We start from the raw sequence: 15,039 nt of genomic DNA, 5'->3' as shown, positions 1-15,039 counted from the left end.
AAAACCTTATATTTGATGTGGCAGAACCCAAAGGCTCTTGTAACTACAAAGCCTGGTAAAGGTCGAAAGTGTATAAATGAGATTTTGAATAGGATACTTATAAAGGATATTGATGCTAGAGTTATAGAATATGTGCAAAACGTAGCTATTGTTTACTCAAATTTAGATTCATTAGTGGTTTATGGTTTACTTTTTGCTTCTCCTCCGTCTTGTGCTGAAAAAGTATATCCATTTCAGTTGATTATAAATTCCACCAATGAAAAGGAAATTGTTGTTAATGTAATAAATTTTATAAAAAATAAGACAAAAGATCTCAAAACATTTTACGTTCGCTGTTATAATAGGGGAATTGACGTAAATTGTAGAGAAATTGAAATGGGAGTAGGAATAGGGCTGAAGGGTTTAATTAATGTTGATTTTAAAGATCCTGAGGTTGTACTTCACGTTAATGTACTAAAGGAATTTGCTGGGATATCGCTTTTGAGAAAGAATCAAGAAAAGTTTCGGGCTACTCTCTTAGATAAAATATAAGGTAATACCACTTAATTTAGATTGGGGTAAAAGTTTTGGTTTCAGCTAAGGACATACTTTCAGATAGTTTAAGATCATCTGTATTGATAATTAAACATAAGGACAAGCTTTCACCAGATTATGTACCGGAAAATTTACCACATAGAGAAGAGAAGATTAAGGAGTTAGGATTTATATTCAAAGATCTATTAGCTGGAGACGCTAAAGATTCTGAAAGAGTTGTAATACTAGGTAGGACAGGTACTGGGAAAACAGCTACTGTTAGATTGTTTGGTAAAAATTTTGAAGATATTGCGGAGAGAGAATATGGGGTTAAAGTAAAGTATGTTCATATAAATTGTTATAGACATAGAACGCTGTATTTAATAAGCCAAGAAATAGCTAACGCGTTAAAACTACCTATACCTTCGAGGGGACTATCGGCACAAGAAGTATTTAAGATGATCCATGAATATCTAGATAGAAGAAATATACATCTAATAGTTGCACTAGATGAATTTGGGCATTTTCTAAATACAGCAAATACTGAGGAAATATACTTCTTAGTAAGATTGTATGATGAAATATCTGCAATAATAAAGAGAATTAGTTATATATTTATAGTTAATGAGAGTCATTCAATTTATAAATTAGATAGAAGTATAAGGGATCATATAGCTAGAAGGTTAATTGAATTTCCTCCTTATAAGTCTATGGAACTTTACGATATTTTGAAGTATAGAGTGGATGAGGCTTTTAATGACAATGCTGTAGACGATGAGGTATTACAATTTATATCCAATACTTATGGTTATGATAAAGGAGGTAATGGTAATGCTAGAATTGCAATAGAGACTCTAAGTTTAGCTGGAGAGATAGCAGAGAAGGAGGGATCGCCAGTGGTATTGTTAGATCATGCTAAGAAGGCTAATTCTACAATAAATCCGGAGATTCAAGAGATTATAGATAGTTTATCGTATCTCGATTTGCATCAACTTATACTCTTAAAAGCGTTGATAAGAGCTTTAAATAAGACTAAAGCTGATGAGATCACAATGGGAACCTTAGAAGAGGAATACATATCATTATCAAGAGAGTTTAATGAGGAACCTAGAAGACATACGCAAGTTTATGAGTATCTGAGAAAACTTAAGGTAATAGGGATAATTAATACAAGACAGAGTGGAAAAGGAATGAGAGGAAGAACGACTCTCGTTTCTCTTTCTCTTCCATTAGATAAAAGATTAGACGATTATATTATGCAACAAATAATGGTGAGGTTAAAATCGAGAGCTTAATCTATAATCCATCTAAAATGAAAATATTGTATATATTGATAAAAAACGGTGATATGAACATCACTAAATTATATAGATTATCTAAAATCCACTATGATAAACTAAGAAGAGAACTGGAAGATTTACAGAAGATGGATTTAATTGAAGTAATAGGTAGTGATAAAAAAATAGTAAGATTAAATTACTCTAACCCTAAAGTAGTAATCTTGATTAACCTATTAGAAGAGCTGGATAAAAATGAGTTCCGAAGCTAAGATGGTAGATATATCTCAAAAGGAAACTGTATTAAGAGAGGCTGAAGCTGAGGGATTCATTAAACTAAAGAACGATACTATAAAGAGAATTATAGAAAATGAAATAGAGAAGGGTAACGTAATTACTGTTGCTAAGACTGCAGGGATTATGGCTGCAAAGAAAACTTCTGAGCTTCTACCTCTATGCCATTTAATACCATTAGAAAATGTTGATATTGATATAAAAATTGAGAATAGTGGTATAAGAGTTAGATCTAAGGTGAAGGCCCATTATAAGACTGGAGTAGAAATGGAGGCACTAGTTGCTACATCTATCTCCTTGTTAACTATTTGGGATATGGTAAAAAAATATGAAAAAGATGAGAACGGAAAATATCCATATACCATGATTGATGATATAAAAGTAATAGATAAAATAAAGGAGAAAGACTAAGATTTAGATATGGAACTAAGATACTCCTTTTCTTTCGTATTTAAATTAAGATGTTTATCGTATTTTTTATAGAATAGTAGGAAAAATGGATATGTGTCATTTAGTGCCTTATTAAAGGATGAATGTATTGCTAGTTTCTTAATGATTTCGTCCCTTGTATCCCTTATATCTTTACTCTTAGATAGTAGTTGTATATACGACGGGAATTGATATTTTTTCCATTTTGGTTTCCAATTTGGCTTTTTCTTTTCAGGTTCTGCAAAAGCTACTCCAGAGCTCATCATATCATACGCGTAAGATAATAAGTCCCAATCACCGCTTTTTGCTCTCTTTAGGAATATTGAAGCTCTAGAGAGAGCATCAAAAGCTCTCCAAATATCTTCAATATTATCGTATTGTATAGGTATGTTTTCTGATATCCATCTGATTAGCATATCATAATCTATTTGAGCACTTGTAGCTGCATTTTTAGCTTGCCATGCATATCTTGCCCAGAATATATCTCTTAGCGTTTCAAATGGGTCTAATTCACGTTCTTTTCTTTTAGCTAATGATTCAACCAAATTAAGAGTAACCTTTCCGTATCCTTCCCCAATTCCTTGCAAAATATTAATTGCATATCTAGCATCTCCTTCACTGCTATCAATTATATAATTTAAGGCCTCATCGTCACAAATAATCTTTTCTGCTTGGCAAATCTTTTTTAAAATTCTTCTTAAAGGATACTTACCTAACTTACTTAATTCGATCATTTTTGCCTTATTTCTTAATTCTCTTAATCCAGGATTCCATGGATCATTAGCTGTCATTATAATAGGATATTTTGTCTTTTCAATAAGTTCTAAAATACCTTGAATAGCTCCAGTATCTTCACGAACATTTATTCCGTCAACCTCATCTAGAAGTATTAATTTACCCTTTGTTCCAAATATACTGCCATAAACTGCTGCCTTTTCCGCTATGCTCTTTATATCTTGCAATTTTCTTGAATCGCTAGCGTTCATTTCTAATAACTCAAAATTATAATCGTGAGCTAATGCCTCAGCTAAGACAGTTTTTCCAACACCTGGAGGACCGTGTAATAGTACAGCCTTAACGTTAGAATTTCCGTTAAGCCAAGACTCTATCCACTCCTGTAGTTGCTTTTTCGCATCATCTTGATTCTCCACATCTTTTAGAGAACGCGGCCTATATTTTAAAAACCATTGTATCATCTATTCTCACTGCCTATATACTTATTTCCATAAATTGCCATTTTAGCTAATAATGCAGATAACTGAATTTCATCGTCAGCACCTTCTATTATTCTAAACTCTGTCTCTCCTATATAATCTAGTAGTAAAACTCTCAACTCTTCACTTATTTGAATCTCTGAGGAAGTTATCTCTCTGTGTATTTGCTTTACTATATCCTCTCCAGATAGGCCATATGTAATAAGTAAAGTTCTGAGTTTATCTCTTGCTTGTGTGAACTTACCTTGCAGAGCTAAGTTAATCATCTCTCTAACTTCCTTAGGCTGTGCTAATCCTAAAACCTTAAATACGGCCTCTACACTAATCTTGCCATAAGCTGAGGCGGCTTGTAAAATGTTTATACTTTTTCTCATATCTCCCATAGTTATATCGTAGATCGTTTCCAAAGCTTTCTGATCGTATTCAGCTTTCTCATTTTTAGCTATATAGATTAATCTATTAACGACATCTTCCTTTTTCAGCGGGTAAAATCTAAATAATGCAGTTCTAGATTGTATTGGCTCAATGATTTTACTTAAATAATTGCAAGCTAGAATAAATCTAGTGTTTTCTGTATACAGCTCCATAGTTCTCCTTAAAGCTTGTTGGGCATCAGCGGTCATGTTGTCTGCTTCATCTAAAAGAACCACCTTAAATGGAATATCACCTGGAATTACCGTACGAGCGAATTCCTTTACTTTATTTCTAATTACATCTATTCCTCTTTCATCGCTTGCATTTAGCTCGAGGAAATATTCTGTATAATTATCTCCATATAAGTCATGTACAAGAGCTAAAGCAGCGGTAGTTTTTCCGGTACCCGGTGGCCCAGCAAAAAGTAGATGAGGCATATTCTTTTCCTTGACAAATTTTTTTAACCTATCTATGATCTCTCTTTGATTTACTATATCATCTAACGTCTTAGGTCTATATTTTTCAGCCCAAAGTATTTCTTCGACCTTCGTGCTCATTATCTCACCACATAAGTGAAATTATTTTCTCTTATATTTACCCATTACGAATCCTCTCTCTATCCCATGTCCCTCCATTAGTGATTTTAACTTATCAGCATTAATATTTTTAATTTCAAGTAGTATTGTATCAATTGCATAAACATAAAAATAATATCTATGAGGTGGATGTGTCTTAGGAGGACACGGACCGTTATACCCTATATTCCCAAAATCGTTTACACCTTGTACACCATATTGTGATTTGTACAGTCTTGGCACTCCTTCTGGCAATCTATTGGTAGTTATGTTGTATATTACCCAATGTATGAAAGTTCCTCCAGGCGCATCTGGATCTTCTACGATTATCGCATAACTTTTAGCGTTAGTAACAAGATCCCACTCTAACTCCGGAGACAGATCTTGTCCATCACAAGTATATTTAATAGGTATAAAATCCTCATTCTTAAAGGCTGAAGATACTACTCTCATCGAATATATACTTTCACTATTCAAAATTAAAAACGCTTCACATCTTCTTATTTAAGTAGAACTCTAATTCCTCGTGTCCTTTACTGTGAATTTTTGCTACTATAACACCTGTACCCGTAAAGGAATCCCGCTTTATTGCTGAGAACACAGCTCTCTTAGCTAGGTCAGCTGCCTCATCTAAAGTCATTTTGGGATTATACTCATCTTCTAGCACTCCCATAGCTACTGGAGAACCAGAACCAGTTGCGACGTAATTTTCTTCAGTTATATCGCCTAAATAATCCAAGTTGAATAATCTTGGCTGATCATCGTAACCACCTATCAAGATTTGAACGATATAGGGAAAATATTTTGTTGCAGATAATACATTTGCTAGCCTGGTTGCAATTCCCTTTATAGAAATTGGCCCGTATTTAGTAATACTATTATAATGATATATATTTTTCAATACATCGTATATAAACTGTAAATCTGCTACACTACCTGCGGTAGTTATTCCGATTTTATCTGTAATATATAATACTTTTCTAACCATTTTATTAGCTACGAAAAACCCTGCACTAGCTCTTCTATCTGCCGCAAGGATTACTCCATCATTTACTCTAATTCCTACAGTTGTAGTTCCCTTAAGTATCTTATTTTCTAATTGCAACTCATTCCCCATAATTACCATTAAAAGCAAGAATAAAAAGGTGACAGTTAATTTAGGGTTCATTCCCAGTAGATCGTTAATGTTTTCCTACAATGTTTAAAATATATTCAGCGACTTCAAGTAAATCCCCGTCTTTATACAATTCTCCGCTTATCATTAAACCAGCCGGTAAGTCATTAAGGGTAGAGAATGGTACACTTATTGATGGTGCTCCAACTACATTAAATAGTTCAGTATTAGCTATTAGATATTCTCTAAATTGAAGAGGGTTAGAGATTACGTCAGAAATTCTAGGTGCAACAATTTTTGTTGTAGGAGATAAAATGAAATCAATATTCTTAAATACTTTTACATACTCTTCTATTAATACTCTCCTATGTCTAAGCGCATCTATATAGTCGGTAGCAGATATTTTCATACCATCAAGGAGTAAGGTATAGGTATCTTTGAAGTATTTATCACTATATTCACTTATCCAATCCTTATGATAAGAAGCAGCTTCAGCTAATGATATAGTTCTTCTAGTTTTAGAGCCATATTGCCTTAGTAAAGGAAGATCAACCTCGACTATATCAAAGTGTGAAGATAATTTAGCATATATATCTTTCAGCAATATTCTTGAAACTTCCATATCATCGAATAGAAATAAACCTAGACGCGGTCTTGTTCTTAATTTAGCTATTTCAACTTTTCTTTTTTCATTTGGCAGAACAACGTCAAAAACTCTTCGTAATAATCTAATGTTATCTTTTACGATTATCCCCACAGTATCTAATGACCAGCTAAAGGGTATTACGCCATCATTAGGTATCAACCCAGTAGTTGGTTTAAATCCAATTACTCCACATAAAGACGAAGGGATCCTTACAGATCCTCCGGTATCAGTACCAATTCCCACGTCGACCATATCTAACTTTACCGCAACAGCGGAACCGCCACTAGAACCACCGCTTATTCTTTCTGGATCAACAGGATTTCTTGCAGGTCCTCCTATACTTGATGTATTAGTAGCACCTAGCGCAAATTCGTGAGTATTAGTTTTTCCTATTATCTTTCCTCCTTCTCTAAGTATAGCATCCACAACGTATGCGTTTCTTTGTGGAACATAGTTTTCTAAAACTCTTGATCCAGCAGTGGTCCTTACGTCCTTAGTTAAAATAACATCCTTTATTCCGAATGTAACATCCTTTAATTTGCCTTTATCGTTTCCTTCTTCGATAGTATGGAGGGTTATAAATGCATTATATTTTGAATTTAATTCTTCTAATTTCATCTTCCCTCACGCAGAATAATGGTTCAGGTAACTTTTTAAGGATTGGATCTTTATTGCTTTCCCTCATCGTTATAATACTATTAGTTTGGTAATAAAAGCTTGCAAATAATCTCTTATGGGAACACTATATGTATATTATTTTTAAAAATACATCGAACCTACTATGATAGATAATATTTTTTATACAGTCTAAACACAATCTAACTGATGAAAGCTGTAGTAGTTCCGGGCAAGCAAAAAGGGTATAGAATAGAAGAAGTTTCGGATCCGATTCCAGGAAAAGATGAAGTTGTAATTAGAGTAAATAGAGCGGCACTCTGCTATAGAGATCTATTGCAACTGCAAGGTTTCTATCCCAGAATGAAATATCCAGTAATTTTAGGACATGAAGTAGTTGGTACGATAGAACAAATTGGAGAAAACGCCAAAGGCTTTAAAGAAGGTGATAAGGTTATTTCACTTCTTTATGCACCTGATGGAACTTGTCATTATTGTCAAATGGGTGAGGAAGCATATTGTCACTCTAGGGTAGGTTATTCAGAGGAATTAGACGGCTTCTTTGCTGAAAAAGCAAAAGTAAAAGTTACAAGCATAGTAAAAGTTGGCACTAACGTTCCAGACGAGGGAGCAGTTTTAGTACCTTGTGTAACTGGAATGGTCTATAGAAGTTTGAGAAGGGCAAAGTTGCAAAAGGGGGAAACAGTTTTAGTTACGGGGGCTAGCGGTGGTGTTGGTATTCATGCCATACAAGTAGCTAAAGCACTTGGCGCGAAAGTGATAGGAGTAACTACATCAGAGGAAAAAGCAGCTTTCATAAGGAAATTCGCTGATCATGTAATAGTAGGTAGTAAATTCTCAGAAGAGGCAAAGAAGATAGGTGATGTAAATGTGGTTATCGATACAGTAGGTACACCAACCATAGATGAAAGTCTGAAAAGTTTGTGGATGGGAGGTAGACTGGTACAAATAGGTAACGTAGATCCAACTCAAATATATCAACTAAGGTTAGGCTACGTCATATTGAAAGATATAGCGATAATAGGTCATGCCTCTGCAACTAAGAGGGATGCAGAAGAAACTCTCAAGTTAACTGGAGAAGGGAAAATAAATCCCGTAATAGCAGCAACAGTAGGGTTAGATGAGATAGATAAGGGATATGAAATACTAAAGGATAAGCATAAGATTGGGAAGGTACTAGTAAAGCCTTAAATTTTTAAACCTTTCTATAAGTTACTGTGAAACTTAAAATTTCATGGATAGAGCTTAGTCAAGATTTATTACCACATTCAGATTTAGACTCCCCAGAAGATCTAAAATTGATAAGTAACGAAATTCTTGAGGCCTTCGAAATAGGAGGGCACTCAGAAGAAATCGAATTGGATGATAAAATATTGACAATAACTTCTATTTTCTCATCAAAACTACTACAAGACATTCCAAAGTCAATAAGAATTTACGAAATGGGAAGATGGGGTAAGCTATTATCCGGAGACGTAGTCACTGTTATAGGAGAAACCATAACATATGCTCTTCTAAATCAGTTGTTTAACATAAGTATTAATGATATATTACCATTTAGAAATGTAAAGTTCCTAGGAACAATATCGGATTTGGCTATAAATATAGAAAAATACGATACATTAAGAAAATTTTTAAATGCTAAGAGTGGTTTACTATTTGTAGAAGCTAAGGCAACAATGACCTTTAGGAGATCACAAATCGTTAATACGATATCAAAAAGTTTAGTTACAATAGAAAATCTGAGGTATCCAGACAATTACGGTCTAATTTCTTACATTATAAAATACAATAATCAACTATATGATCTAATGATATTAATAAAACCGTAAAGTGAGAAAAAATGAACTGTATTGAGAATCTTCATAAGGCTTATATCTTAACGTGGATTGGAGATTATAAAACAGCAAGTGAATTAGCAAGGGAATGTATGCAACTTCTTTCAGATTCTGTGGAGATAAGGAGAAAAGTAAAGGAAGTATTAAAGAAAGCGGATAGAGAATACAAGATATCTAAAAAACTAAGGGAAGAAAGTATAAATACTACCGACCTAATTCAGGTCGCACTTTATTATTTAGCTAAGAGATTATCAGTTAAAAAAGATAATGATATAGAAATAATTGAAAAAGGAAATATTAAACTATCTGTGATTGAACATTTACTAGTTAAAGAGGTTAGAGGTTATTGTGAGGGATGTAGAGGATATAAATATTCTCTGCTGACTAGTGCAAAAGGATATCTAATTCTTTACGACGAAATAATATATGCAGAGTTCTTTGAAGGTAACAAAGACGATGTTATTAACGAGATACTAAAAAACACTAAACTTTAAATTACATCCTCTACTTATTTTATAGCGAAAACGCCGCGGTGGTTTAGCCCGGTCAAGCGCAGGCACCGAAAGAATGCGGGCCTCTCGAGCCCGTGACCCGGGTTCAAATCCCGGCCGCGGCACTAATTTTATGATAATTTGAAAGAAAATTACGTTCTCTACAGAGATAAGAGATTTGCAACAGCAAAGGATATTTTTGCAACACTCTCACCATTTAATATTGGTATATGAGATTATGGTAAAGATTGACTTAGATAGACTCGATAATGAGCAAAAAATTCGGGTACTCAAAAAGGTAGTAGAAAAGTACAAGCTGAGTTATGTTGCACAGAAGTTAGGTATAGGTAGGAGTACTCTATACAGGTATGTTGTGGGTAAAATAAGGAAAGTCCCGGACGACATAGTAAGCAGGGCTTCTTCTAGAAATAGAAAAGGAAGATAATATAGTGAATTGAGAAAACTTTATTGTCACTAACTCAAAGGAAATTAGGGGAGCGGGGTCAGCGTGTCAACCATTCATCACGCTTCAGCTCTGGAACCCTCATCATTTCCCCGCTCCCCAATTTAGTTCTTATTTTTTGGGATTTGAAAATCTTTCTGTTTTTATTTATACTAAGTTAGTATCCCTATAGAATTATTATTTGAATAAGAAGATTAGTTAACTCCCCAGTTTATCAATAAAAAATTCTATTTAACTTTCTTTTCCAGTTCCTCAACCCTCTTCTTCAATTCCTGGAGCTCTTTTACTATTTCCTCCATACTTACCTTATTCCCTTCCTTTTCCCTTATATAGCAATTGAAAGCGTCTTTTAACACCTCATATACACTTACTTTCCTTTTTTCTGCCTCATCCACTATTTTCTTCCATAGCTCCTCATCTGGGAAGTAGACCGACTTATAACCTGGCCTGGGCATTTTACCTCAATATACTTTATTGTACTTCAATATAAAAACTTTAATGTACCACAAATTACCACAAAATTTAAATATGTTAAAGTACAATATGGTACATAGCGGGCTCAAATGACGAGCGACGGCGGGTTTATCTACGACGGAGGGAAATATCGGCCTGGTGTTTATTATCTAATCCGCAAAGACGGGCATGAGGCGTTAGTTAGCGAGGTGTTTCTTAATTCTATCTGAATTTTTGCGAAACTAAGGAATTTTTGCCGTCTACTTTCAATTCAACGATTTTTAACGACAAAAATTAACGATTGCCAATAGCTTATAAACGCGTTTTGGCAACTATAATGCTGGACGTGGAAATGTGAAAGAGACGTCGCGTTATAAATATGGCGATATAATAAGGGAAAGAAAAGGTAGGTATTACGTCTATAAATTGGAAACGATAAACGGTGAGGTAAAGGAAACTTACGTTGGTCCTTTAGTTGACGTAGTCAAAACATATGAAAAATTGAAAGAAAATGGAGTGTGGGTATCCCCCACAATGGGCCCGCTGGGATTTGAACCCAGGACCTCTGCCTCGTAAGGGCAGCGTCCTAACCAGGCTAGACGACGGGCCCACTAGTTATTTGATTAATAACGATTTCACTTTAAAAGTTTTCTTTGGGCTATGCTTTGCGGACTTGTTGAATTTTCACAGAGAGTTAAGAGGTGTGAAGAAAAGAAATTATGCATCTAATCATTATTGATCATTATTGAAAGGAAAATAATATAGTCTTTAGTGGAAAAACATTCAATAGGTTAATAAAGCATTTAGGCTACTCTTAGGCTATCCAATATAGCTGGTGTATATATATTGGGCTTATACCCTAATCTATCTTCTCTTATATAGTTTGCAAAAGCTCTTATTGAAGATGCTTCTCCGTGATTTAATATTACATTTTTGGGCTTAGGTTCGATATTTCTAAGGAAGTTAAGGAGTTGTCTTTTATCGGAGTGTCCAGAAAACCCTTCAACTGCCTCGACTTCCATATTTATTTGTATTGACTCTACTCTTCCGTCCCTATCAAGAATTTGTACTTCTTTTGCGCCGTCTCTCACTTTTCTACCTAATGTACCTTCTGCTTGATAACTTACAAATATTATTGCATTTTTAGGATCTGGTGCCATGGTCTTGAAGAATTCCACAGCGGGTCCTCCGTTTAACATTCCAGAAGTTGCTAAAATTATAGATGGCTCACCTTTTGCTATATCCTCTTTATATCCTTCAATTCTCTTAAAGTGTTCTGAGGTAAACGGATTTTCATCTTTATACAATATTTCTTCTCTCACTTCTCTTCCTAACCACTCTGGATACGCATTATGTATAGCTGTAACTTCATCAACTAATCCCGTTACGTAAACCGGTACCTCTGGAATTAGCTTCTTTTTCATAAAATCGTTTATTATGAGCATAATTTCTTGTCCTCTTCCTACAGCTAGTACTGGAATTAGGACTTTTCCTCCTTTATTAAGTGTTTTATTTATAATCTCTAGCAACTCTAATTCCGATTCCTCTCTATTTGGCTGATCTTGTGCACCATAAGTAGTTTCCATAATTAACGTGTCAACTCTTGGAAATTCCGTGTTTGCCTTATCAAGCAGTTTAGTTTTTGCATATTTGAAGTCACCAGTATAGACTATGTTATGTTTTCCATCTCCAATGTGTAAATGAGCCATCCCAGATCCCAATATGTGGCCAGCGTTGTAGAATGTTAATCTTATGTCAGGTGCAATATCAGTAACTTCTCCATAATCTAACGTTATTGTGTGTAATAACTCCTTTCTTACCTCTTTTGCGGAGTAAGGTATGGGTTTGCCTTCTTTTTCTGCAACGTCAAGCGAGTCTAATTGCATTAATGCCATTATATCCCTAGTTGGTACAGTAGTGTATACTGGCCCTTCATATCCATACTTAAATAGAAAAGGCACCATTCCGCAATGATCTAAATGTGCATGTGTGATAACTACAGCATCCAATTCCTCCATCTTCAACTGGTCAATGTCAAGCTTAGGGAATAATTTCTCTCCAAACATATTCGCGCTAGGGTTAAGTCCCACATCTAGCAATACTTTGCTTTCTGGAGTTTCTACTAATACTGCAGACCGACCAACTTCTAGAAAGCCTCCTAATGCCGTAATTCTTACGTACTTATCTTGAAATATCGTCTCTCTGTGTATCCTTTCTCCAAAAACCTTTAGTATTTTAGCTCTATATTCAGTCTCATTGTAAATATGCTCTAAGATACTATCATATGTTCTAGATTTTATTGGTGGTTCTCTAACTATTTCCGCCTTCCAAAAGGTTTCAGCAAATATTCTTTGCTGTAATGAGCCACCTTTTCCTATTACTAATCCTGGTTTCTTTGCCTTTATTAATACCTCACCTAAGTCATCATCAAATTTTATATCTACAATTTCAGCTTCGGCGGGTACAAGGTTCTTTATTATTTCAACGGCTTCCTTCTTATCTTTCCTTACTGAAGGGTCGGCTTTTATTACTATTCTCTTTTTAATATCCTTTGCAATTTTCTTTATTACTTCTCCCTTTTCTGTTATCAGTGCTGGTTTCTTTACATACACAGCTATTGTCGGTCCTTCATATTCAATTCTGGTTATCCCTAATTCCTTTAGTTCAGAATATATTAACGATATTCTGTTAAACCTATCCAGAGATGCCAACCTATTCACCAACTTTTAAGAAATAGCTACAACTGAACTTATCTATGCTAATTTTTAATATTTAAATCTTCTCCTTTTATATGTGAATGTAAAAGAACACGTGATTAGTCTACCGAGAAGGGTTTTCGTAGGACATGATATAGTATATGACATTTCTATCTACTTCTCACAACTAGGTGTAACTCCTCCATTTCTAATAGTGACTGGAACAAAATATACTAAAAAAATAGCGGATAAAGTCATAGAAAATCTCCCAAAAGATGCTAAATATGAGGTAGTCGAAATAGATAGTGCTACTTTAGACGATGTATATATGGTAGAGGAAGTTATCAAGAGGATTAGTCCTAGTTTACTGCTAGGTATAGGTGGGGGTAAAGTTATAGATGTCACGAAATATGCTGCATTTAGAAATAGCTTAGAATTCGTTAGTATACCTACTTCTCCATCACATGATGGAATTACATCGCCATTTGCTTCCATAAAGGGGTTACAGAAGCCAGTTTCAGTAAAGGCAAAAGAACCATTAGCAATTATTGCGGACATAGAAATTCTAAGCCTCTCCCCAAGAAGATTAATCAATGCAGGAATAGGTGATACAATAGGGAAGATAATAGCAGTGAGAGATTGGAAGTTAGCGGCTAAGTTAAGAGGAGAATATTATGGTGATTACACAGCGTCTTTAGCATTAATGTCTGCTAAACACGCGTTTCAATGCACTAAGATTATTAATAAGGACATAAAATACGGGGTAAGAATGTTAATGGAAGCGTTAATAAGTAGCGGAGTAGCCATGGGAATGGCTGGAAGCACCAGACCAGCAAGTGGTTCTGAACATCTATTTGCCCATGCAGTTGAGTTAATACATCCAGAGGGAATTTTGCATGGTGAACTAGTTGGTTTAGGAACAATTATTATGGCTTACTTGCATGGTATAAATTGGAAAATAATAAGAAATAGACTTAAAAAAATAGGATTCCCAGTGAAAGCGAAAGACTTAGGTCTTTCTGATGAGGAAGTGATAAAGGCCTTAACAATAGCCCATACAATAAGACCAGAGAGGTACACAATTTTAGGGGATAGGGGTCTAACTTGGAGTTCTGCAGAAAAAATAGCAAGAGTAACAAAAATTATAGATTAAGAGGAAGAGAAAGTACTTTTATTATATTGCTGTAAAACCTCAACAGTATAATCTGCAAGAACATAGTTTACTATCTCATAAGCTAAAGAGTAAACATTAATCTGTAAGTCCTCTACTAAGTAAAGATCCTTTGGTATAGTAATTCTAACACTCTTCTTTCCATCATCTAACTCAACGTTAAAACCATTTGCGTATTTTGAGGAAAACCTACGCTCTATCAAAGCCATAATCTTATCCTTAGCGTTATTAAGAACCTTAACGACCTTAACATTGTAAACTAAAGTTCTTCCGGCCAGCGGGTGATTTAGATCTAAGACCACCCTACCTCCACTTACGCTCCTTATTACTGCAAGACTACCATCGCTTAATCTTAACACTCTGTTTGGAACTGCTGTTATACCTTGCCTTCTTAGTTCCCCCAGAGGTACAATCTTAATTTTGCTGTTATCTCTCTCTCCATATGCCTTCTCCGGCGGGATTTCTATTGTTTTCTCTTCGTTTAAATTAAAATTATATAAAGCCTCTTCTAATCCCTTAATTAATCTATTTTCACCTAAAATCACAAGCCTAGGACCATAGTTTCTAGTCTCGTCGTAGATATTAGCCTTTTTTGCCTCCTCTTCATTAGTTGTATCAACAATTTCTCCAGTATCCTTGATTTTTGCAGTATATTCTATATAAATAAAGTCGTTATTCTTAAACATTATCCAGCCCTAAAAATACATTCTGAGTTAGTTTTTAAAACTACTGAAAAACAACCAGCAAAATGTCTCTACAAGGCAGAAGCCCTCAAGATAAGTAAATACTATAAGGTAATGTGAAGATCATCTAAA

At 34.6% G+C, this 15,039-nt stretch carries 18 protein-coding genes and 2 tRNA genes; 11 read left to right on the top strand and 9 right to left on the bottom strand.

Annotation, left to right across the window (positions count from 1 at the left end):
* Positions 1-15 precede the first annotated feature (15 nt).
* The 4 genes from SSOP1_RS04020 to moaC are packed head-to-tail and all read left to right on the top strand — an operon-like array spanning position 16 to position 2,495.
* On the top strand, positions 16-531 hold the full coding sequence (locus tag SSOP1_RS04020; RefSeq protein ID WP_009991362.1) for a THUMP domain-containing protein: 516 nt from the start codon (positions 16-18) through the stop codon (positions 529-531).
* A gap of 35 nt (positions 532-566) precedes the next feature.
* A complete protein-coding gene (locus tag SSOP1_RS04015; protein WP_009991361.1) occupies positions 567-1,808 on the top strand; it encodes an ORC1-type DNA replication protein in 1,242 nt (413 codons plus the stop codon).
* 17 nt (positions 1,809-1,825) lie between these two features.
* Positions 1,826-2,062, top strand: coding sequence for a hypothetical protein (locus tag SSOP1_RS04010; RefSeq protein WP_009991360.1), 237 nt, complete (start codon positions 1,826-1,828; stop codon positions 2,060-2,062).
* A complete protein-coding gene (gene moaC, locus SSOP1_RS04005; protein WP_009991359.1) occupies positions 2,046-2,495 on the top strand; it encodes a cyclic pyranopterin monophosphate synthase MoaC in 450 nt (149 codons plus the stop codon). The genes SSOP1_RS04010 and moaC overlap by 17 nt, the downstream gene beginning before the upstream one ends.
* Here the strand turns inward: moaC and SSOP1_RS04000 are convergent.
* From SSOP1_RS04000 to SSOP1_RS03980, 5 genes are read right to left on the bottom strand one after another with little or no spacing between them, the layout of a single operon-like run.
* Positions 2,492-3,709: a replication factor C large subunit gene (locus SSOP1_RS04000; protein WP_009991358.1), complete on the bottom strand. Its 1,218-nt coding sequence runs from the start codon at positions 3,707-3,709 to the stop codon at positions 2,492-2,494. The two genes, moaC and SSOP1_RS04000, sit on opposite strands and share 4 nt — an antisense overlap.
* Positions 3,706-4,698, bottom strand: coding sequence for a replication factor C small subunit (locus SSOP1_RS03995; protein ID WP_009991357.1), 993 nt, complete (start codon positions 4,696-4,698; stop codon positions 3,706-3,708). The genes SSOP1_RS04000 and SSOP1_RS03995 overlap by 4 nt, the downstream gene beginning before the upstream one ends.
* A 21-nt stretch (positions 4,699-4,719) precedes the next feature.
* On the bottom strand, positions 4,720-5,169 hold the full coding sequence (locus SSOP1_RS03990; RefSeq protein WP_009991356.1) for a YbhB/YbcL family Raf kinase inhibitor-like protein: 450 nt from the start codon (positions 5,167-5,169) through the stop codon (positions 4,720-4,722).
* A gap of 37 nt (positions 5,170-5,206) precedes the next feature.
* Complete coding sequence (psmB, locus tag SSOP1_RS03985) at positions 5,207-5,842, bottom strand: archaeal proteasome endopeptidase complex subunit beta (RefSeq protein ID WP_029552577.1); 636 nt, start codon at positions 5,840-5,842, stop codon at positions 5,207-5,209.
* Between the two features lie 55 nt (positions 5,843-5,897).
* Positions 5,898-7,094 carry an amidase gene (locus SSOP1_RS03980; protein ID WP_009991353.1) on the bottom strand — a complete coding sequence of 399 codons (1,197 nt, stop codon included), beginning with the start codon at positions 7,092-7,094 and terminating at the stop codon, positions 5,898-5,900.
* Between the two features lie 207 nt (positions 7,095-7,301).
* Between SSOP1_RS03980 and SSOP1_RS03975 the strand changes: the two genes are divergently transcribed.
* The 5 genes from SSOP1_RS03975 to SSOP1_RS03955 all read left to right on the top strand — a co-directional run bounded on the left by SSOP1_RS03975 (position 7,302) and on the right by SSOP1_RS03955 (position 9,886).
* Positions 7,302-8,303 carry an acryloyl-CoA reductase gene (locus SSOP1_RS03975; RefSeq protein WP_009991352.1) on the top strand — a complete coding sequence of 334 codons (1,002 nt, stop codon included), beginning with the start codon at positions 7,302-7,304 and terminating at the stop codon, positions 8,301-8,303.
* Between the two features lie 26 nt (positions 8,304-8,329).
* Positions 8,330-8,944 (top strand): hypothetical protein, encoded by a 615-nt coding sequence (locus tag SSOP1_RS03970; protein ID WP_009991351.1) that lies wholly within the window; start codon positions 8,330-8,332, stop codon positions 8,942-8,944.
* Between the two features lie 11 nt (positions 8,945-8,955).
* Positions 8,956-9,444 carry a hypothetical protein gene (locus SSOP1_RS03965; protein ID WP_009991350.1) on the top strand — a complete coding sequence of 163 codons (489 nt, stop codon included), beginning with the start codon at positions 8,956-8,958 and terminating at the stop codon, positions 9,442-9,444.
* Between the two features lie 32 nt (positions 9,445-9,476).
* A tRNA-Glu gene (locus tag SSOP1_RS03960) sits at positions 9,477-9,566 on the top strand.
* A gap of 98 nt (positions 9,567-9,664) precedes the next feature.
* On the top strand, positions 9,665-9,886 hold the full coding sequence (locus SSOP1_RS03955) for an integrase (protein ID WP_231918203.1): 222 nt from the start codon (positions 9,665-9,667) through the stop codon (positions 9,884-9,886).
* A 245-nt stretch (positions 9,887-10,131) separates the two neighbouring features.
* Here the strand turns inward: SSOP1_RS03955 and SSOP1_RS03950 are convergent, their stop codons facing one another.
* Positions 10,132-10,359: a hypothetical protein gene (locus SSOP1_RS03950; protein ID WP_009991348.1), complete on the bottom strand. Its 228-nt coding sequence runs from the start codon at positions 10,357-10,359 to the stop codon at positions 10,132-10,134.
* Between the two features lie 352 nt (positions 10,360-10,711).
* On the opposite strand from SSOP1_RS03950, the gene SSOP1_RS16175 reads away from it, so the two are divergent.
* Positions 10,712-10,933: a putative integrase gene (locus SSOP1_RS16175; RefSeq protein WP_009991345.1), complete on the top strand. Its 222-nt coding sequence runs from the start codon at positions 10,712-10,714 to the stop codon at positions 10,931-10,933.
* On the opposite strand, the gene SSOP1_RS03945 is transcribed toward SSOP1_RS16175, so the two are convergent.
* Both SSOP1_RS03945 and SSOP1_RS03940 read right to left on the bottom strand, forming a co-directional pair.
* Positions 10,893-10,967: transfer RNA gene (locus tag SSOP1_RS03945), tRNA-Val, on the bottom strand. The genes SSOP1_RS16175 and SSOP1_RS03945 overlap by 41 nt on opposite strands.
* A gap of 193 nt (positions 10,968-11,160) precedes the next feature.
* Positions 11,161-13,077, bottom strand: a complete 1,917-nt coding sequence (locus SSOP1_RS03940) for a beta-CASP ribonuclease aCPSF1 (RefSeq protein WP_009991343.1) — start codon at positions 13,075-13,077, stop codon at positions 11,161-11,163.
* Between the two features lie 73 nt (positions 13,078-13,150).
* Here SSOP1_RS03940 and SSOP1_RS03935 point away from each other — a divergent pair, with 73 nt between their 5' ends.
* Complete coding sequence (locus tag SSOP1_RS03935; RefSeq protein WP_009991342.1) at positions 13,151-14,206, top strand: NAD(P)-dependent glycerol-1-phosphate dehydrogenase; 1,056 nt, start codon at positions 13,151-13,153, stop codon at positions 14,204-14,206.
* Here the strand turns inward: SSOP1_RS03935 and SSOP1_RS03930 are convergent.
* Positions 14,203-14,910, bottom strand: a complete 708-nt coding sequence (locus SSOP1_RS03930; protein ID WP_009991339.1) for an FKBP-type peptidyl-prolyl cis-trans isomerase — start codon at positions 14,908-14,910, stop codon at positions 14,203-14,205. The genes SSOP1_RS03935 and SSOP1_RS03930 overlap by 4 nt on opposite strands.
* Positions 14,911-15,039: the final 129 nt, after the last annotated feature.

The organism is Saccharolobus solfataricus (assembly GCF_900079115.1).
Classification (GTDB): Archaea; Thermoproteota; Thermoprotei_A; order Sulfolobales; family Sulfolobaceae; genus Saccharolobus; species Saccharolobus solfataricus.
Note: the sequence above shows the minus strand (reverse complement) of the source record. Positions and strands in the feature narration are given on the sequence as shown.